The organism is Hungatella sp. SL.1.14, from assembly GCF_024460495.1.
Classification (GTDB): Bacteria; Bacillota; Clostridia; order Lachnospirales; family Lachnospiraceae; genus Hungatella; species Hungatella hathewayi.
Genome location: NZ_JANFYJ010000001.1, coordinates 109,697 through 128,113 on the forward strand (window position 1 = coordinate 109,697; position 18,417 = coordinate 128,113).

17 protein-coding genes are annotated in these 18,417 nt (G+C 47.9%); all 17 read left to right on the forward strand.

Annotated elements, in window-relative coordinates; all coding sequences use genetic code 11:
• The 17 genes from rlmN (at position 1) to NE473_RS00595 (ending at position 18,374) form a co-directional block, all read left to right on the forward strand.
• Positions 1-1,062 (forward strand): dual-specificity RNA methyltransferase RlmN, encoded by a 1,062-nt coding sequence (rlmN, locus tag NE473_RS00515; protein ID WP_055648827.1) that lies wholly within the window; start codon positions 1-3, stop codon positions 1,060-1,062.
• Positions 1,059-1,802, forward strand: coding sequence for a Stp1/IreP family PP2C-type Ser/Thr phosphatase (locus NE473_RS00520; RefSeq protein ID WP_055648828.1), 744 nt, complete (start codon positions 1,059-1,061; stop codon positions 1,800-1,802). Before rlmN ends, NE473_RS00520 begins: the two co-directional genes overlap by 4 nt.
• Positions 1,799-3,970, forward strand: a complete 2,172-nt coding sequence (pknB, locus tag NE473_RS00525) for a Stk1 family PASTA domain-containing Ser/Thr kinase (RefSeq protein WP_055648829.1) — start codon at positions 1,799-1,801, stop codon at positions 3,968-3,970. The genes NE473_RS00520 and pknB overlap by 4 nt, the downstream gene beginning before the upstream one ends.
• A gap of 9 nt (positions 3,971-3,979) precedes the next feature.
• The gene (rsgA, locus tag NE473_RS00530) at positions 3,980-4,855 is read left to right on the forward strand and encodes a ribosome small subunit-dependent GTPase A (protein WP_055648830.1); all 876 of its coding nucleotides are present in this window, start codon (positions 3,980-3,982) and stop codon (positions 4,853-4,855) included.
• Positions 4,855-5,517: a ribulose-phosphate 3-epimerase gene (gene rpe, locus NE473_RS00535; RefSeq protein WP_432762472.1), complete on the forward strand. Its 663-nt coding sequence runs from the start codon at positions 4,855-4,857 to the stop codon at positions 5,515-5,517. Before rsgA ends, rpe begins: the two co-directional genes overlap by 1 nt.
• Complete coding sequence (locus NE473_RS00540; protein WP_055648832.1) at positions 5,514-6,161, forward strand: thiamine diphosphokinase; 648 nt, start codon at positions 5,514-5,516, stop codon at positions 6,159-6,161. The genes rpe and NE473_RS00540 overlap by 4 nt, the downstream gene beginning before the upstream one ends.
• A 139-nt stretch (positions 6,162-6,300) precedes the next feature.
• A complete protein-coding gene (locus tag NE473_RS00545; protein WP_039892700.1) occupies positions 6,301-6,888 on the forward strand; it encodes an ECF transporter S component in 588 nt (195 codons plus the stop codon).
• A gap of 42 nt (positions 6,889-6,930) precedes the next feature.
• The gene (locus NE473_RS00550) at positions 6,931-7,773 is read left to right on the forward strand and encodes a pyridoxamine kinase (protein WP_055648833.1); all 843 of its coding nucleotides are present in this window, start codon (positions 6,931-6,933) and stop codon (positions 7,771-7,773) included.
• Positions 7,774-7,872: 99 nt separating this feature from the next.
• Entirely contained in the window at positions 7,873-9,168 is a 1,296-nt protein-coding gene (gene serS / locus NE473_RS00555) for a serine--tRNA ligase (RefSeq protein WP_055648834.1), read from the forward strand.
• Between the two features lie 147 nt (positions 9,169-9,315).
• Positions 9,316-10,092: a DeoR/GlpR family DNA-binding transcription regulator gene (locus NE473_RS00560; protein WP_055648835.1), complete on the forward strand. Its 777-nt coding sequence runs from the start codon at positions 9,316-9,318 to the stop codon at positions 10,090-10,092.
• Between the two features lie 248 nt (positions 10,093-10,340).
• Positions 10,341-11,306 (forward strand): nucleoside hydrolase, encoded by a 966-nt coding sequence (locus NE473_RS00565; RefSeq protein ID WP_172682226.1) that lies wholly within the window; start codon positions 10,341-10,343, stop codon positions 11,304-11,306.
• A 22-nt stretch (positions 11,307-11,328) separates the two neighbouring features.
• The gene (locus NE473_RS00570) at positions 11,329-12,195 is read left to right on the forward strand and encodes a carbohydrate ABC transporter permease (RefSeq protein WP_055648836.1); all 867 of its coding nucleotides are present in this window, start codon (positions 11,329-11,331) and stop codon (positions 12,193-12,195) included.
• A complete protein-coding gene (locus NE473_RS00575) occupies positions 12,195-13,046 on the forward strand; it encodes a carbohydrate ABC transporter permease (RefSeq protein ID WP_055648837.1) in 852 nt (283 codons plus the stop codon). Before NE473_RS00570 ends, NE473_RS00575 begins: the two co-directional genes overlap by 1 nt.
• Before the next feature lie 644 nt (positions 13,047-13,690).
• A complete protein-coding gene (locus tag NE473_RS00580; RefSeq protein ID WP_055648838.1) occupies positions 13,691-15,073 on the forward strand; it encodes an extracellular solute-binding protein in 1,383 nt (460 codons plus the stop codon).
• A 72-nt stretch (positions 15,074-15,145) separates the two neighbouring features.
• A complete protein-coding gene (locus NE473_RS00585; RefSeq protein WP_055648839.1) occupies positions 15,146-15,931 on the forward strand; it encodes an HAD family hydrolase in 786 nt (261 codons plus the stop codon).
• 72 nt (positions 15,932-16,003) lie between these two features.
• On the forward strand, positions 16,004-16,915 hold the full coding sequence (locus NE473_RS00590) for a sugar phosphate isomerase/epimerase family protein (RefSeq protein ID WP_055648840.1): 912 nt from the start codon (positions 16,004-16,006) through the stop codon (positions 16,913-16,915).
• On the forward strand, positions 16,902-18,374 hold the full coding sequence (locus NE473_RS00595) for a sulfatase-like hydrolase/transferase (protein WP_055648841.1): 1,473 nt from the start codon (positions 16,902-16,904) through the stop codon (positions 18,372-18,374). The genes NE473_RS00590 and NE473_RS00595 overlap by 14 nt, the downstream gene beginning before the upstream one ends.
• Positions 18,375-18,417 lie beyond the last annotated feature (43 nt).

Below are 18,417 nucleotides of genomic sequence, written 5' to 3' on the forward strand. Positions count from 1 at the left end.
ATGGAAAAGACAGATATTAAATCCCTGAATTTAGAAGAACTTACGGCGTTTATAACCGTTTCCGGTGAAAAGGCGTTCCGGGCAAAACAGCTCTATGAGTGGATGCACAAAAAGCTGGCGCCCGGATATGAGGAGATGACGAATCTGCCGAAGGCACTCAAGGAACGGCTCAAGGAGACGTGTGAATATACAGCGCTTCAGACTGTGGATGAGAAGATCTCCGCCATCGACGGAACCAGAAAGTATTTATTCGGCCTGTCGGACGGCAATATCATCGAGAGCGTCCTGATGAGGTATAAGCACGGCAATTCCGTGTGTATTTCCTCCCAGGTCGGCTGCCGCATGGGCTGCCGGTTCTGCGCCTCCACCCTGGATGGCCTGGAACGGAATTTAAGGCCGGCGGAGATGCTGGACCAGATCTACCGGATCCAGTACCTCACTGGGGAAAGGGTCTCCAACGTGGTGATTATGGGTTCCGGAGAACCTCTGGATAACTATGATCATGTGGTGAAGTTTATCCGCCTTTTGACGGATGAACACGGGCTTAACGTCAGCCAGCGCAATGTTACGCTGTCCACATGCGGTATTGTGCCGGGGATTCTGAAGCTGGCAGACGAGGGGCTTGCCATTACTCTGGCGCTCTCGCTTCATGCACCGAATGATGAGGTGAGAAAGACCCTGATGCCTGTGGCGAAGAGCTATAAGCTGAACGATGTGCTGGAAGCCTGTCATACATATTTTGAGAAGACGGGAAGACGGCTGACCTTTGAATACAGTCTTGTCGCCGGAGTCAACGATAATCTGGAGGAAGCGGCGGCTCTGGCGGCGCTGATTAAGGACCAGCAGGGCCATGTGAATTTAATTCCGGTGAACCCCATCAAGGAGCGTGACTACGTACAGTCGGACAGAAAAGCCATAGAGGCCTTTAAAAATCTGCTTGAAAAAAATGGAATTAATGTTACTATAAGAAGGGAAATGGGCCGGGACATCCATGGTGCCTGCGGTCAGCTTCGAAAAAGTTTTTTAACAGAGGAACAAAAAGGGAGTGAGAAGACGCTATGAAAGCTTGTGCATTGACGGATACGGGAAGAGTGCGCACGGCCAATCAGGATTACGTATATGCCAGTGTGGAACCGGTCGGGAGCCTGCCGAACTTATTCGTGGTTGCGGATGGGATGGGCGGCCATCAGGCCGGAGACTATGCCTCCAGATATATTGTGGAAAATCTGGTGTCGTATCTTCAGTATACGGAAAATTCCCAGATTGTTCCGCTTCTGCGGGAGGCCATATTAAAGGTCAACACCATGCTCTACCATGAGGCAAAGGAAAAGCCGGAGTTTTCCGGTATGGGCACGACGCTGGTGGCGGCGGTGGCCGATGAGAATACCCTTTATGTGGCCAATGTGGGAGACAGCCGCCTCTATCTCGTGAGAGACAGGATCAGGCAGGTGACGAGGGACCATTCTTATGTGGAGGAACTGGTTTCCCTGGGCCGTCTGGAGCGCGGAAGCAAAGACTATAAGGATAAAAAGAATATTATAACGAGAGCGGTCGGCACAGAAGATAAGCTGTTGGTCGATTTCTTCGAGGCAGGACTGGAACCGGGTGACTATATTCTCATGTGTTCCGACGGACTCAGCAACATGCTGGAGGACGCGGAGATGGAGGAGATCATCGGTTCTGATTTAGAACTGCAGGAAAAGGCGGAGAAATTGATTACGGTAGCCAATGACAATGGCGGGAAAGACAATATCGCAGTGGTACTCGTTGATCCGCAGATTGGCAGGGAGGGAAGCTTATGATTTTGAGACCAGGTACATTTTTACAGGACAGATACGAAATTTTAGATAAAATCGGTTCCGGCGGAATGTCAGATGTGTACAAGGCCCTGTGCCATAAGCTGAAACGGCAGGTTGCCATTAAGGTACTGAAGGAGGAATTCAGTTCAGACAGCGGATTTGTGAGCAAGTTCAAGATGGAAGCCCAGGCTGCGGCCAGGCTGTCCCATCCGAATATTGTAAACGTATATGACGTTGTGGATGAGGGAACGCTTCACTATATCGTCATGGAGCTGATTGAGGGCATCACCCTGAAAAACTACATCCTGAAAAAGGGCTGTCTCGACAGCAAGGAAGCCATCGGGATTGCTATCCAGGTGGCACAGGGAATTGCAGCTGCCCATGAACAGGGCATCGTTCACCGGGATATCAAGCCGCAGAATATTATTATTGCACGGGATGGAAAAGTGAAGGTGGCGGATTTTGGGATTGCACGCGCCGCATCCACTCAGACGCTCAGTGCTACGGCTATGGGATCGGTCCACTATATTTCTCCGGAACAGGCGAGAGGCGGTTACAGTGACGCCCGCAGTGATATCTACTCGCTGGGCATTACCATGTATGAGATGGCAGCCGGACGGGTGCCGTTTGAAGGGGAGAATACCGTAACGGTGGCCCTGGCGCACTTAGAAGACCCGATCACACCGCCCAGTTATTTCAATCAGGAGATTCCGGTCAGTTTTGAAAATATTATTTTAAAATGCACGGAGAAGAAGCCGGAATACCGGTATGGGAGCATGCAGGAGGTAATTGCCGATTTGCGGCGGGCCCTTGTGACTCCTGATGAGAACTTTGTTCAGGCATCGGCGCCGTCAATGGATACCTCTCAGACGGTGATCATCGGAGCACCGGAGCTGGAACAGATCAGGTCCGGTTCCGGCCGCAGAAATCAGCCGGAACCTCAGCCTGGCCGGAACCGCAGCTATGGCGGTGAACCGGTGCGGGAACGCCAGCCGGAGCACAGGAGCAGCCGGAATACCTCTGGCGGCAGAACGAAGCGGAAGGAGCCGGATGAAGAGATCAATCCGGGTATCGAAAAGCTTCTGACGGCCGCCGGCATCGTGGTGGCAATTCTTATCGTCATCGTCCTTATTTTCCTGGTTACCAGACTGGGAGGGCTGTTCCGTTCCGGAACCCCCAAGGAGACGGAGACTACTGTGGAGACGACACAGGAGGAGACAACTCTGGGTGAGAAGCAGACGACCATGCCGGAGGTGGAGGGACTGGCGGAAGACATTGCAAGACAGAAGCTCCGCGAGAACGGCGGTCTGGACATGAAGATCGGTGATTATGAGTTCTCGGATACTGTGAAAAAAGGAGATGTCATTTCCCAGACCCCCAAAGCGGGAGAGATTGTAGACCGGTACTCGGCTGTCTCCGTAGTTATCAGCAGCGGGCCGGAGCATCCGGAGATTGACTTAACCACCCTGGGGCTGGATTCCCTCACCGCGGAGGCTGCCAAGACGCTTCTGGAGGGGAAAGGCTTTATTGTGAATCTGCAGAACCAGAGCAGTGATACGGTGGAGTCCGGCAAGATCATCAGCTACAGTCCGTCTAAGGCAAAGGAAGGGGCTGTAATCAGCGTGATTGCCAGCACTGGCCCGGCGCTGACCAATCCGGTTGTGGTTCCTGATATTACAGGCAAAGAGGAAGAGGTCGGAGAGGAGATGCTGGCCGACTTAGGGCTGGTTCGCGGAACCGTGACGAAGGAAACCTCGGAGGAGGTGCCTGCAGGAACGATTATCCGTCAGACCATCGCGCCGAATACCCAGGTGGAGGGCGGAACTGCCATCGATTACGTGGTCAGCAGCGGATCGGCGGAGCAGGCCAAATATAAGTACCTGGCTTCCATCGAGAAATCTTATCCGCTTCAGAATCTGATCGGCCCGGGATCTGCCAGCACCCAGCTGAATATCAAGATACAGCTGAAGCAGACCGTGAACGGTAAAGATGAATTCAGGGATCTGATGGGGCCGGTGACGATTACGGGAGACCAGCAGCTTCCGGTTGTGTTCAAGAACATCGAGGGAGCCTACGGCGTGACCAGCGGAGAAGTGCAAATAGTCAATGTGGACACGGGAGATGTAATCAATTCTTATCCGGTTACGTTTGTCCCCATTCCACAGTCATAAGGATATTGTATGACAGGGAAAATTATTAAAGGAATTGCAGGCTTTTACTATGTGGATAACGGAACGGACGTCTATGAGTGCAAGGCAAAGGGCGTGTTCCGCAACAAAAAGATCAAACCTCTGGTGGGTGATAATGTGGAATTTACCGTGTTGAGCGAGGCGGAGAGGGAAGGAAATATCGATAAGATTCTCCCGCGCAAAAACGAACTGGTCCGGCCGGCAGTGGCCAACATTGATCAGGCGCTGGTGATATTTTCCATTACTCATCCGGAGCCCAATCTAAATCTTCTGGACCGTTTTCTGGTCATGATGGAGGTGCAGGAGGTTCCCGTGAAGATCTGCTTTAACAAAACGGATTTAACGGGAGACGGGGAGCGGGACCGTCTGGGGAATATCTATTCCTCAGCGGGCTATCCCGTCTATTTTACGAGTACTTACGAAAACAGCGGGCTGGATGAGCTGCGGGTGCTGACAGAGGGAAAGACAACGGTTCTGGCGGGGCCGTCGGGCGTTGGAAAATCCTCCATCACCAACCTTCTGTTTCCGGAGGCTGAGATGGAAACAGGAAAGATCAGCGAGAAGATCCAGAGAGGAAAGCATACGACGAGGCACAGCGAACTGTTTGCCATCGGGAAGGACACCTATATGATGGATACCCCGGGCTTCAGTTCCATGTACTTGGAGGAACTGGAATGCGGAAATTTAAAGGATTATTTTCCTGAATTCGCGGCTTACGAGGAAGAATGTAAGTTTCTGGGCTGTGTCCATGTGGGCGAGCCGATCTGCGGTGTCAAGGAGGCCGTACGCCAGGGGAAGATCAGTGAGAGCCGTTATGCGAATTATAAGCTGTTGTACCAGGAATTAAAAGATAAAAGGAGATATTAATGATGTTCCTATTAGCACCTTCCATTTTGGGAGCGGATTTTAAACATTTGGAGCAGCAGGTATGTGAGGCGGCGGATGCGGGAGCGCAGTATATCCATCTCGACGTGATGGATGGGGATTTCGTTCCCAGCATTTCTTTCGGTATGCCTGTAATCTCAAGTTTAAGAAGCTGTACGGACAAGGTGTTTGATGTCCATATGATGGTTCGGGAGCCCGGCCGTTACATCAACGCCATGAAAGAGGCGGGGGCCGATATCATCAGCGTTCATGTGGAGGCATGCACCCATTTAGACCGCACGGTGAACCAGATTAAGGAGGCCGGTTTAAAAGCAGGAGTCGTGCTGAATCCGGCCACACCGATTGATGTGCTGGACTGTATCCTCGATCAGGTGGATATGGTACTGCTTATGACGGTGAACCCGGGATTCGGAGGGCAGAAATTTATTCCCTACACTCTGGAAAAGATCCGCGCTTTAAGGAAAAAATGCGATATGCGGGGGCTTTCCACGGATATTCAGGTGGACGGCGGCGTGACGTGTGACAATGTGCGTGAGCTGATGGAGGCGGGAGCCAACATCTTTGTAGCCGGTTCCGCGATTTTTAAAGGGGATGTGACGGCGAATACAAAGGCATTTTTAAAGATATTTGAGGAACAGGAATGACGGGCCTTATTATCACCGGCGGAAGCATAAACTGTGCATTCGCCGGTGCTTTTTTGAAGAACAGGGAATTTGATATGGTGATCGCCGTGGATGGAGGGCTGGCCGCTGTAAAAAGCCTGAATATCAGGCCGGATGCCATTGTTGGTGATTTCGATACCGTAAAGGGCGAACTTCTGGAAGAATACCGGAGGATGGGAGGCATTGCCTTCGAGCAGCACCAGCCGGAAAAGGATGAGACCGATACGGAGCTGGCACTCCGTACCGCCATGGAGGCGGGCGTGAACGACATTGTCCTCCTGGGCGCTACCGGCGGCAGGCTGGATCACTCCATCGGTAATATCCATCTGCTGTATGCATGTCTCCAAAAAGGGGTGAAGGCCTCGATCGTGGATGAGAAGAACCGTCTCTATATTCTGGATCAGGGAAAGACTTACCGTTTCGGTGAGATCTGGGGGAAATACATTTCCTTCCTGCCGCTTACAGAGGAGGTTCACGGAATCACTCTGAAGGGCTTTAAATATCCCCTGACAGACCGGGACATCCGGATCGGAACCAGTCTGTGCATCAGCAATGAACTGGCAGAGAAGACCGGGACCATCACCTTCCGGGATGGGGTGCTGATCTGTGTAGAATCACACGATTAAGCGCTGCAGACTGGCCGTGCCAGAGAGTGCAGCACCTAACTGGTATGGTCTAAAAAAACAAAACTGGATATTTATATCACTCCACTCAGGTGCTAAGATAAAGAGCAGAAAAGCTTTGGCACCAAGGGAGGAAAAAGAAATGAACAGAACAGACAGTAAAATCAGTAAAATTGCCATGACGGGATTATTTGCGGCCATGTCGTACGTTGTTTTCACGTTCCTGCAGTTTAAAATTACGCTTCCGGGAGGCGACGCTACGTCCATTCATTTGGGGAATGCGGTCTGTGTACTGGGAGCGCTTTTGCTGGGCGGCGTATACGGCGGCCTGGGCGGGGCCATCGGTATGACGATTGGCGATCTGCTTGATCCCATCTATGTGGTCTATGCGCCCAAGACATTTATCCTGAAGCTGTGTATCGGACTGATTACCGGGTTCCTTGCCCACAGGCTTGGGAAGATCAATGAATCCCATGACCAGAAGCATATTTTGAAATGGGTTCTGATCGCCTCAGCGGGCGGACTGCTTTTTAATGTTATTTTCGACCCGCTTGTGGGATACTACTACAAGCTGCTGATTCTGGGGAAACCGGCTGCGGAGCTGGCGCTTGTGTGGAATGTCACATCGACCACCATCAATGCGGTGACTTCAACGATTGCCTCTGTCGTTATCTACATGCCGCTGAGAAGCGCGCTTATCCGGTCAGGAATGGGGCTTATGAGATCTTAACTGCAGAGCCGCAGGCAAAATAATGTTAGGAGTTTTACGGATATGACATCAGAAAGACATCAGAAAAAAATTGCAGTAATCAATGATTTATCAGGATATGGCCGCTGTTCGCTGACAGTGGCTATTCCCATTTTATCGGCGCTCAAGGTACAGTGCTGTCCGGTGCCCACTTCCATTTTATCCAATCATACCGGATTCCCGGTGTATTTTTTCGACGATTATACGGAAAAGATGGAGCCCTACCTGGAAAAATGGACGGAGCTGGGGCTGGAGTTTGACGGCATTTTCAGCGGCTTTCTCGGTTCAGAAGCACAGATTGGGATCGTCATGTCTGCGATTCGCCGGTTTAAGGGAAAGGATACGCTGGTGGTGATCGATCCGATTATGGGGGATCACGGAAAGGCGTATCAGACATACACGCCGGCCATGTGCAGCCGTATGAAGGAACTGGCAGGTCTGGGGGATCTCATTACGCCGAATCTGACCGAGGCCTGTATCCTGACCGGCAGAGAGTACCGGGAAGAAGGGTGGCACAGAGCGGACCTTCTGGCCATGGCGGAGGAAATCCTTAAGATGGGGCCTTCCGGAGTCGTTATAACAGGCGTCAAGGAAGGTGCGTATTTAACGAATGTCATCGCAGTACGGGACCGGGAAGCTGCATTTTGCCGGTCACTGAGGGTCGGCCGGGAACGGCCCGGCACAGGAGATGTCTTTTCCGCAATTGTGGCGGCGGAGGCGGTAAAAGGCTCGTCCCTTACCGATGCGGCGAAGAAAGCGGCGCATTTTGTCAAACGCTGCATCCTAAAATCCGAGGAGTTGGATGTTCCGGTACAAAACGGAGTATGCTTCGAGGAAGTGCTGGCGGAATTGATAAAATGGAAATAAGGGGCTTTTCTTTGCCTTTAATTTGTAGTATAATCAACGGCAGATTACCATATTGGGCACCAACATACCAAAAATGGAAGAGAAACCAGGAGGAATACCATGTTAGATTTAAAGTTTGTAAGAGAAAATCCTGAGGCAGTAAAACAGAACATCAGGAATAAATTTCAGGATAGCAAGCTGCCGCTGGTGGATGAAGTCATAGAACTGGACGAGTTAAACCGCGCCGCAAAGCAGGAAGGCGATGCGCTCAGAGCGGAACGCAATAAACTTTCCAAGCAGATTGGCGGGCTGATGGGCCAGGGAAAGAAAGAGGAGGCCGAAGAACTTAAGAAACAGGTAACAGCGGCTTCCGACCATTTGGCAGAACTGGAAGAGAAGGAACGGGAACTGGATGAAAAGATCAAAAAGATCATGATGACCATCCCGAATATCATCGATCCCAGCGTACCGATCGGAAAAGATGACAGCGAGAATGTGGAAGTGCAAAGATACGGTGAGCCGGTTGTGCCGGATTTCGAGGTGCCGTACCATACGGATATTATGGAGCGCTTCGACGGAATCGATTTGGACAGCGCCAGAAAAGTGGCTGGAAACGGTTTTTACTATCTGATGGGCGATATTGCAAGACTTCATTCCTCTGTAATCTCCTATGCTCGTGATTTCATGATCAACCGCGGCTTTACGTACTGCGTACCGCCTTTTATGATCCGCAGCGAGGTAGTGACCGGTGTTATGAGTTTTGCTGAGATGGATGCCATGATGTACAAGATCGAGGGCGAGGATTTATATCTGATCGGTACCAGCGAGCATTCCATGATCGGTAAGTTTATCGATACGATTATTCCGGAGGAATCCCTTCCGAAGACGCTTACCAGCTATTCTCCGTGCTTCCGCAAGGAGAAGGGCGCTCACGGTCTGGAGGAGCGGGGCGTTTACCGCATCCACCAGTTCGAGAAGCAGGAAATGATCGTTGTATGTAAGCCGGAAGAGAGCATGGAATGGTACGATAAGCTGTGGCAGAATACCGTCGATTTATTCCGTTCCCTGGATATTCCGGTAAGAACTCTGGAGTGCTGCTCCGGCGATCTTGCCGACTTGAAGGTGAAGTCTGTGGATGTGGAGGCATGGTCTCCGCGTCAGAAGAAGTATTTTGAAGTGGGAAGCTGCTCCAACTTAGGCGACGCTCAGGCGAGAAGACTGAAAATCCGCGTTAACGGAGAGAACGGAAGAAAGTATTTCGCTCACACATTAAACAACACGGTCGTGGCTCCGCCGAGAATGCTGATTGCATTTTTGGAGAATAACCTGCAGGCTGATGGTAGTGTGAGGATTCCGGAAGTGCTGAGACCATATATGGGTGGAATGGAAGCGATGGTTCCCAAGGATAAAAAGTAACAGGCAGTCAGTAAAAAAGCAGTAGGTGTATATGGTTCTCAGAACCTGACATCTGCTGCTTTTTTTGGGACAGGCTGAAAATTCTGATATACAAATAAAGTAGGGTCGGTTATAATTTAAAATAATCAGATTTAGGGAGGTGTTAAGATGAAACAGGAAGAAAGAAGACAGAAAATACTGGACATATTAACGATGGTGCCCATCGCAACCGTGTTGGAACTGGCAGAACAGCTTACCGTGACTCCGGAAACAATCCGCAAGGATCTAACAGAACTGGCTGCGGCCGGAGAAATCGTTCGGATACACGGAGGAGCTGCGCTGGCAGGGGATACAGACGGAAGTGTTCCGTATCTAGCCCGGGAAAAAATTAGAAATCAGGAAAAGATCGATATAGGCAGGGCTGCTGTCAATCTGATTGATATGGGAGACTCCCTGATACTTGAGGGAAGTACTACGGTTTCAGCTTTATGCAGTGCTATGGCAGAGGAAAAGAATCTGCTGAAGACACTGACGATTGTGACAAACTCTTTTCACATTGCAAGCATTTTGGAGATGGGGGAACTGTGCTCTAAATTCTTTTTTTTGGGTGGCCGTATGAGCAGTTCTGAACAGCTGGCCAGAGGCCCTTTAACTATAGATTTTATGAAAAAATTTTGTGTCAATAAGGCTGTCTTAAGTGGCGCCGCTCTTGGGGAAAGACTTTTAGTTTCAGCCTATTATGAAAATGACAGGATATTCCAAAAGACGGCGATGGAGTGTGCAGACCAGACAATTCTTCTTTTGGACAGCAGTAAGTATCCGGAAAGTGCAGTGATGGAAGTGGCGCATCTGACCGAATTTGATTATCTGGTTACAGGAATTCGATTTGATTCAGAAAAGAAAAACGTATTAGATGGCAGCAGCCTGACAATAGTCGAGGTCTGACCGAAGGTTAAACCTTGAGAAAAGAGAAAGATTTCATATGGAAGTGTTCGGATCACAGATTTCGCTTTCATATGGGATCTTTATTTGTGTAAAAAGTTTGATTTAGTAAAATATGCCAAAAATAATTTTTGAAAACAAAAAATATTGACAAAATAATCCTATGATGTTACACTAAAAATATAATAATTGGTTATTTAAAAATAAGTGCGCACAAATATTTTTAATAACAAAAATAGGAGAGTTCAGGTATGATACCAAATCCATTTAATTTTGCATTCGGAGATGATATTGATCTTCAAAGTATGGCAGATAGTATTTCGCGTTTAAAGCGGCCAGAAAAACAGGTTGATGTAGTATTAGATACAGATACATATAATGAAGTCGATGATCAGTATGCGCTCGCATACTTAATAGGCTCTGCCGATCAATTAAACTTAAAAGCAATCTATGCGGCGCCATTTGACAATCATCATTCCCAGGGACCTGGCGACGGGATGGAGAGGAGCTATAACGAGATATTTCATGTATTGGAGCTGATGGGAAGAAAGGAAGAGTACGGTTCCTGTGTATACCGGGGAGCAGATCGATTTTTGGAAAATGAAGACATACCGGTACGATCAGAATCTGTGGAACACTTAATAAGACTTTCCCAAGGGTATACAAAGGAGAATCCGTTATATATAGTTGGCATTGCGGCATGCACCAACATCGCATCCGCGCTGCTCCTTGATCCCAGCCTGAAAGATCGTGCGTTTGTGGTCTGGCTGGGAGGTCTGGGATTTGACTGGCACGACAACCATTCCTTTAATGCAAAACAGGACGTGGCGGCTGCCAGAGTATTACTGGGGAGCGGAGTTCCTTTAGTACTGCTGCCGGGACGTGGTGTGGTGGATCATTTTACTACGACTGGTCCGGAGTTGGACCATTGGCTGAAAGGAAAAAATAAGTTCTGTGACTATATTATAGAACGAACCAGGCATGAAGCTGAGATTGTCAGCGGAGAGCGGTGCTGGTCGAGACCAATTTCAGATGTGACGGCGGTAGCCTGGCTTCTAAATTCGGAATTTATGCTGGACCGATTGGAGCCAAGCCCGATTATGGAGTATGATCATTATTATGCGGAGGATAAAAGAAGACATTTTATTCGTTATGTATACAGCATTAACAGAGACAGGCTAATGTACGATTTATTCACGAAACTGGCCAGTTTATAAGGTACAGCTATGGGGGAAGCGCATGATTCATAAAACATTCAAAAAAACAGAGCCATATCTTTATCTGATACCCGCCTTGGTTTTACTCATGATGTTTACGTATTATCCTTTTTTCAAAAATGTCTATCTGAGTTTGTTTGTAGTAGACAAATACAGGGCAATAAAAGAATTTTGCGGTCTGGAAAACTATATCAAGGTTTTCGGTGATGAAAAATTTATCAAGGCGATCCTGAATACACTGATTTATGTTATGGCAACCGTACCTGTTTCTATGGCGATCGGATTCGGGCTGGCGCTTTTGGCGAGAAAAAAGAAACGTTTTTCGATGGTATACGAGGCTCTGTTTGCACTGCCCATGGCAGTATCAGCCTCTGTTGTAGCTATGATTTTCCAACTGGCCTATAATCCATCTCTGGGTATCGTTAATCAGATGACAGGACTTAATGTCAGCTGGCTGACTGATTCGAAGACGGCGTTGCTGAGCCTGATCATTATTCAGATATGGGCTAATATCGGCTATAATTTTATATTTTTCTTATCTGCTCTGCGTGGAATTTCGGAAGAAATTCTGGAAGGGGCTACAATGGATGGCGCGAAAGGCTGGAAATTGTTTTCAAAAATTATTATACCGCTGATTGCACCGACCATTATGTTTCTGCTTGTGTCTGATATCGCCCACGCGATGACAACAGCCAGTTTTACCCTGATCCTGACGGAAGGGGGACCAAATGGGGCCACAGAAACAATAGTCTCTTACATTTATGCCAAAGCAATTCGGGGACGCAATTACAATTCAGCATTTGCGGCTACTACTGTAGGTTTCTTTATGTCTGCGTTTATGCTGGCTTTGAGCCAGATCCTTGAGAGAAAGAAGGTGTCCTACAACTGATGAACAGAACAGTTGCCAACTCCATAAGGAGGAAAAAAGCGGTAAAGGATATTGTGTATCAGTTTGTCTGTCTGCTGCTGGGCATTATGATTGCAGCACCAATCCTATATGCTGTCAGCATCTCTTTTATGAGGCCGTCAGAGGTTATGAACAGAGAACTTCATCTGCTTCCTGAACGATTGTATACCGGCAATTATGTGACAACGGTAAAGCAGACTAATATCTTCCGCTTTATGTTGAATTCCTTTTTAGTTGCATTTGTTTCGAGTGTGGTGCGAATTATCACTTCGAGTCTTGCAGCATTCAGTTTTGCCTTCTTTGATTTCAAAGGTAAAAATGTATTGTTTTTTTTGGTACTGACAGCATTGATTATTCCTACGGATGTACTTCTGATTCAAAACTATTTTACAGTAGCAGGAATGCATCTGCTGAATACATATCTCGGTATGATGGTGGTGTTTTTTGTGCTTCCCATGAATATTTACATCATGCGGCAGAATTTTATGTCTTACTCCAGGGATTTAAAAGAGGCGGCCATGATAGACGGGTGCGGAAATTTTCGATTTTATTCTAATATTCTGCTTCCTTCGTCGAAACCAATTATTACAACGGTTTTTATCTCCAGTTTCGTAGGAACGTGGAATACATATCTATGGCCGCTCATGGTTACCAACGTAGATGAAATGAGGACGGCACAGGTGGCTATTACAATGCTTAATACCGTGGATTCCAGTCCCTATGGAACCGTTATGGCAGCTTCTGTGATCATTCTGATTCCATCCGTCCTTGTGTTTGTATTGTTCCAGCGGCGTGTAGTAGGCGGTATTATGGCAGGGTCGGTGAAAGGTTAAGTGCGCCCAGAAAAGGGCGGATAGTTTAGCGGGTGGAACACCCGCACGGCAAAGCGTAGCGAGCCGCCGTTAGCGAGTCTTGAGTGTTGTCTGGTAACAGGCAGGGCTAAGCGTAGACAGCAAGGAAGCAGGGTTGCAATGCTATTGAGCCCCGAAATTTTACAAAGTCTCAGAGGCCGACGCAGTTTAGCCATGCGGAAGGCAGCATCACGGCACGCGATAGCGCGAGTGTGTCGTGGCTCTGGCGGGGTCCGAGGGCCAATCATGTTTCACTATGACTATCCAGTCAACTGGGGAGAGCCTGTTGTCTCTTGTAGAACTTACAAGTATGATGTACAACGATAAAAAGAAGGAAATCAAATGGACGGCAGGCAGTCGGATACCACGCATAGTACCGAAGAAACCGGGTAATGCCGGCGGAGGGAAGGCGGGTACATAATAACGCTCTTTTTAAGGACACATGTACCGTACTCAGGGACGGAAGGATAAATGGAAACGAAATTAGAAAGAATAGCAGACAAACCTGTAAAAGTTATTATGAAGAGCCGTGTGCGGGAAAGCCGCACGCACGGTTCTGGAAAGGAGTTCACATTGTGAGGTGTGAATTTACTAAACGAGAGAATTAATGACAGGAGGAAAATACGATGAGAAAACAGTTAAGAATGACGGCGGCAGCCGCTATGGCAGCTTTATTGGCAATGAATCTTACAGCTTGTGGCAGTGGGAGAGATAGTGCTCGGAGTTCTGCAAAAACAGAAAAAGACGGTGTCCAGGAGGTTACGTTCTGGCATGTTCTTAGCGGTGCACAGGGAGAGGCATTTCAAAAAGTTATAGATACATATAATGAAACGCGGGGAAAGGAGGTGGGAATCCGTGTTAATCCGGTTTATCAGGGATACGAGATAACGGATAAGCTGGAACTGGCCTATCAAACAAAGGATACTGCTAATGCACCGGATATCACGTGGCCGTTGACTTCTGTCATTCCTACCATGATGGATATGGACTGGACTGTCAGTGTGGAGCGATATCTGGATGATCCAGATTCGGAAATCACGAAGAATACCTTTTATCCGAGTATGCAGCGGGCATGTACTTATAACGGAGAAATGGTTGGAATTCCGGTAGCAAACTCTACTATATTGTTGTATTACAATGAGGACGCCTTAAAAGAAGCCGGATTAAATGGGGCACCGGTTACCTTTGACGATCTGGCTGATTATACGGCGGCGCTGACGAAAAAAGATGAATCCGGCAGTGTGACGGTCTATGGGCTGGAGACACAGGTAAAACGGTATCAGCTGGTGAATTTTTGTGTCAGTCAGAACCCAAACTGTTTCTTTGGTGATCATGAAGGCGGAAGAGCTGGGAATATGACGAAGGTAACGATCAAAGAAGATGGAACTTTAAAAAAGTTTCTGGAGCAGTGGCAGAAAATTAATGAAACAGGTGGACTGAAATATATTCTGGATAAAAATAAGGAGGCGGAGGAATTTGCACAGGGTGTGTGTGCCATGAACTTTATTTCGTCTTCCAAGTTAAGCACCGTAGAATCGCTGGTAGACGGTTCCTTCAATTGGAATGTGGCACCGATTCCGAAGGTATCAGAATCTGACACCAGCGGAGCAAGTATTGGAGGCAGCTGTCTCATGATGATCGATAGAGGGGATCAGGACAGGCTTAAAGCGGCCTGGGATGTGATCGAGTACTTTTCCTCTCCTGAGGCACAGTATATATTCTCTACAGGAACCGGATATATTCCGGTAAATGTAGAGACAGAGAACCTTCCGGAAATGAAAAAATTCTATGAAGAAAATCCTCGTTTTAAGATTGCGCTGGAACAGATGAAGAATTCATCTCCCAATGCACAGGAACCGCTGGATCCTGTAAGAAATGACATGGATACGGCGATTACGGATGCGATGCTGCAGTTTTGCGAGGGAAAACTTGATGTGGAGTCAGCGGTTGACCAGATCGTGAATTCCTGCAATAATCTGCTGGATGAGTATTATGAGGCAAATAACTGACAGGCAGGAGGCTGTGCGGGAGAGCTTTTAGAGGCTGTCCCGCATTTGCTGTAAGGAAAGGGAGACGGGAGAATGATAAAACTGGTGGTCAGTGATATTGACGGAACAATTATTGAAGGAAGGGAACCATTTCCTGAGATACTGACGAAAGCAGTAAAACGGCTTGCTGACTGCGGTATTGACTTTACTTTTGCAAGCGGAAGGCTTCCATGCAGAATAGAACCTTATATGGAAATGCTGGGGGTAAAGGCACCGGTAATTGCCTGCAACGGAACACTTTTGTACGATGGAAAGCGTGTTATTTCAAGCCACAGATTCAGGCTTGGCCTGCTGCACCCGATGATTGACAAGGCGCTTGAACGGGATATGACTGTACTGTATGCAGTGGAAGGAACGGAGTACTGTATACAGGAAACAGAGGTGGTGAAACGAAAGCGAAGAGAACGGGGAGCGTACCACGAGATCAGGAAGATACAGGAAACGGAATGGGAGAGTCTGCTTGTTGATAAGGTGAATATTATGGACGAGAGAGAACGGATTGGAGACCTTGAAGATGAGGTATGCGTTCTGCGGAAAGAGGTATCTGTAACGCATTACGGACAGCAGGGCCTCGAAATCGTGAAAGCAGGTTACAGTAAAGCAACGGGGCTTCGTGAGATTGCGGAATATCTGGGGATTGAACTTAGTGAAATCATGACAGTGGGTGACAATGAAAATGATAATGACTTTCTGCGAATATCCGGAATCGGTGTGGCTGTTGCCAATGCAGAACCGGAGACGAAGAAATGCGCAGACTATGTAACAGCGGCGGCTGGTGCTGCCGGAGTTGTGGAGGCAATTAATCGGTTTTGTCTTTGACGTTAAACAATGTGTTGCGGTAAAGGATCAGTTACAGCGATTGTTGTACAAAAAGACTGGAAAGGACGAGGGATGAAAGTATCAACATCGACTAATATTTTATTTGAACGAATGAGTGACAGCAATATCGATCAGAAAACAGCAATTCGATTGTGTGCAGAAGCCGGTTATCAGATACTGGACTTTTGCTTTCATGATGCGGTAACTTCCGAAACTGACTTTCTTACAGACAGATGGCAGTCCTATATGGAGGAGATTAAGAGAACAGGTAAGGAAAAAGGAGTGAAATTTCCGTTAGGGCATGCAGTTATTTATGATTTTTGTTCTGCAGCGATTGACCGGGATTATTACGACAGACTGATGGAGCGATGTATTATAGGAGCGGAGATTCTTGGGATTGAATGGCTGGTTTTACATCCGTCAACAGTGGATACGGAACGTTTTTCGCCAGATAAACTGGAATCTGAAAAGGCTAATCTTGCTTTTTTTAAGAAATGGGGAAAATTTGCTTTGAAGCATGGAGTGGGTCTGGCTGTTGAAGGAATGTGGGACAGCAGCCTGGACATAGAGGCGAAATACGCAATTTCAGTAGATGAACTGATCCGTCTTATAGATGGAGTTGGGCTTTCGAATGTGGCAGTCTGCTGGGATTTTGAACACGGGAGTATTATGGGGCTGAATCAGAGACAGGTGGTAGAACGCCTCGGAAATCGCTTGAAGGCTGTACATATCTCTGACCAGACGGGTATCAACAACATCCATATTCTGCCTTATCAGGGAGTGACGGACTGGGAGGAAGTCCTGCGGGCTCTGGCGGATTTTGGATATGATGGAGAATTTAATTTTGAAATTCAGTGGTATTTAAGAAGGGTTCCGGAAGAGATGTTTCTTTCTTCCATAAGATACAGTGCAGATTTGGGAGCATGGATGGTAAAACAGATTGAAAGGTTTAGGGAGGAGAGCAGGTTGGATGAAAAAGCCTAATATATTGTGGTTGACGACAGATCACCAGATATTTGCAAACCACTATCGTTTTCAGCCTCAGTTCGAGGGAAAGCTTTCGGCCTATGAACGACTTGTATCAGAAGGAAGAACATATGAGGAAGCCTATTCGGTCTGCCCGCTGTGTACACCGGCCCGTGCTTCCATGGTAAGCGGTGTTTATCCGCATCGGCACGGAATGATTCTTAATCCGCTGGAAAACAGGCATTACCAATATCGGCTGGATTTTGACAGTCCCCTGGAACTGTTTGGCGAAGCGATGAAGCAGTCGGGCTACCGGGTCGCACAGTTTGGGAAGTGGTATGGGGGAGCAAAGACGGCAGAGGAACTGGGATTTGAGGGCTGGTCCCTGCCTTACTATGGAAGGCCTCTGGAGACGGAGGAATATGCGGCATATCTAAATCGTAACGGGCTGCCTAAACCGGAGGTGGAAGTATTATGGCATGCGACAGAACCGGAAACGGTGGGAAAGAGATACGATCTTACCCGGCATTATCAGTATGCCTTTGGTCCATTCAGTGCGGCAAGAAGAATGATAACTCCAATTGAGGGGCATGAAGCCTACTTTGTTGCAGATATGGCCTGCCAATGGCTGGAGGATTACGAAAAAAGCGGCAACAGTCAGCCTTTTGTTCTGAAGGTAGATGTATGGGGGCCGCATCATCCCTATGACACTGCGGATCCATTTGCTGGGAAAATCGATTCTGCTGCCCTGCGAAAACTGCCCAGTTTTTCTGACACATATAAAAACAAGCCGGAAAACTATCGCTCTACGAAGGAACACTGGAAATGTCTGGAGGGCATGAGCTGGGAAGAGATGAGCCGTGTGCTTGCAGTCTGCTACGAGCATGCCATGGTGGTGGACAGTGGTCTTGAACGGATTCTGGATCGACTGGAAGCAGCAGGACTTCGGGATAACACCGTAGTGATTCTGACTGCTGACCACGGAGACCAGTTGGCGTCTCATGGAGGATTGTTTAATAAAGATACGCTGATGGTTGAGGAAGTAATGAAGGTTCCACTGGTTATCCGATGGCCGGAAAGAGTGGATGCAGGGGAAAAAGATTACGGTCCTGTGACCAATATGGATCTTGTGGAAACTGTGCTGGAGCTGGGAGGTGCAGAAGAGTTACTTGCGACTGATGGAGTAAGTATTCTTGGGGAAAAGCGTAGAGAACATTTGATGTGCGAGACCTTTGGATGCTATAAATATGAGTTTGTTCAAAGAATGCTTCGCTGGAAACAGTATAAATATATTGCACATTGTGGGGATATGGATGAACTGTACGACCTCGAAAAGGATCCTTTTGAGATGGAAAATAGGGTTGATGATGGAGAATACCATGCAGTTCTTAATGAAATGAGACTGAGACTGAAAAATGAGATGTTTCAGTATGATGATACGTCAGGAGATGCTAAGAAAATACTTGATAAATTGTAAGTTAAAAAGGGGAATGGCGTTTGATATGCTCCCTTCCAGGTAG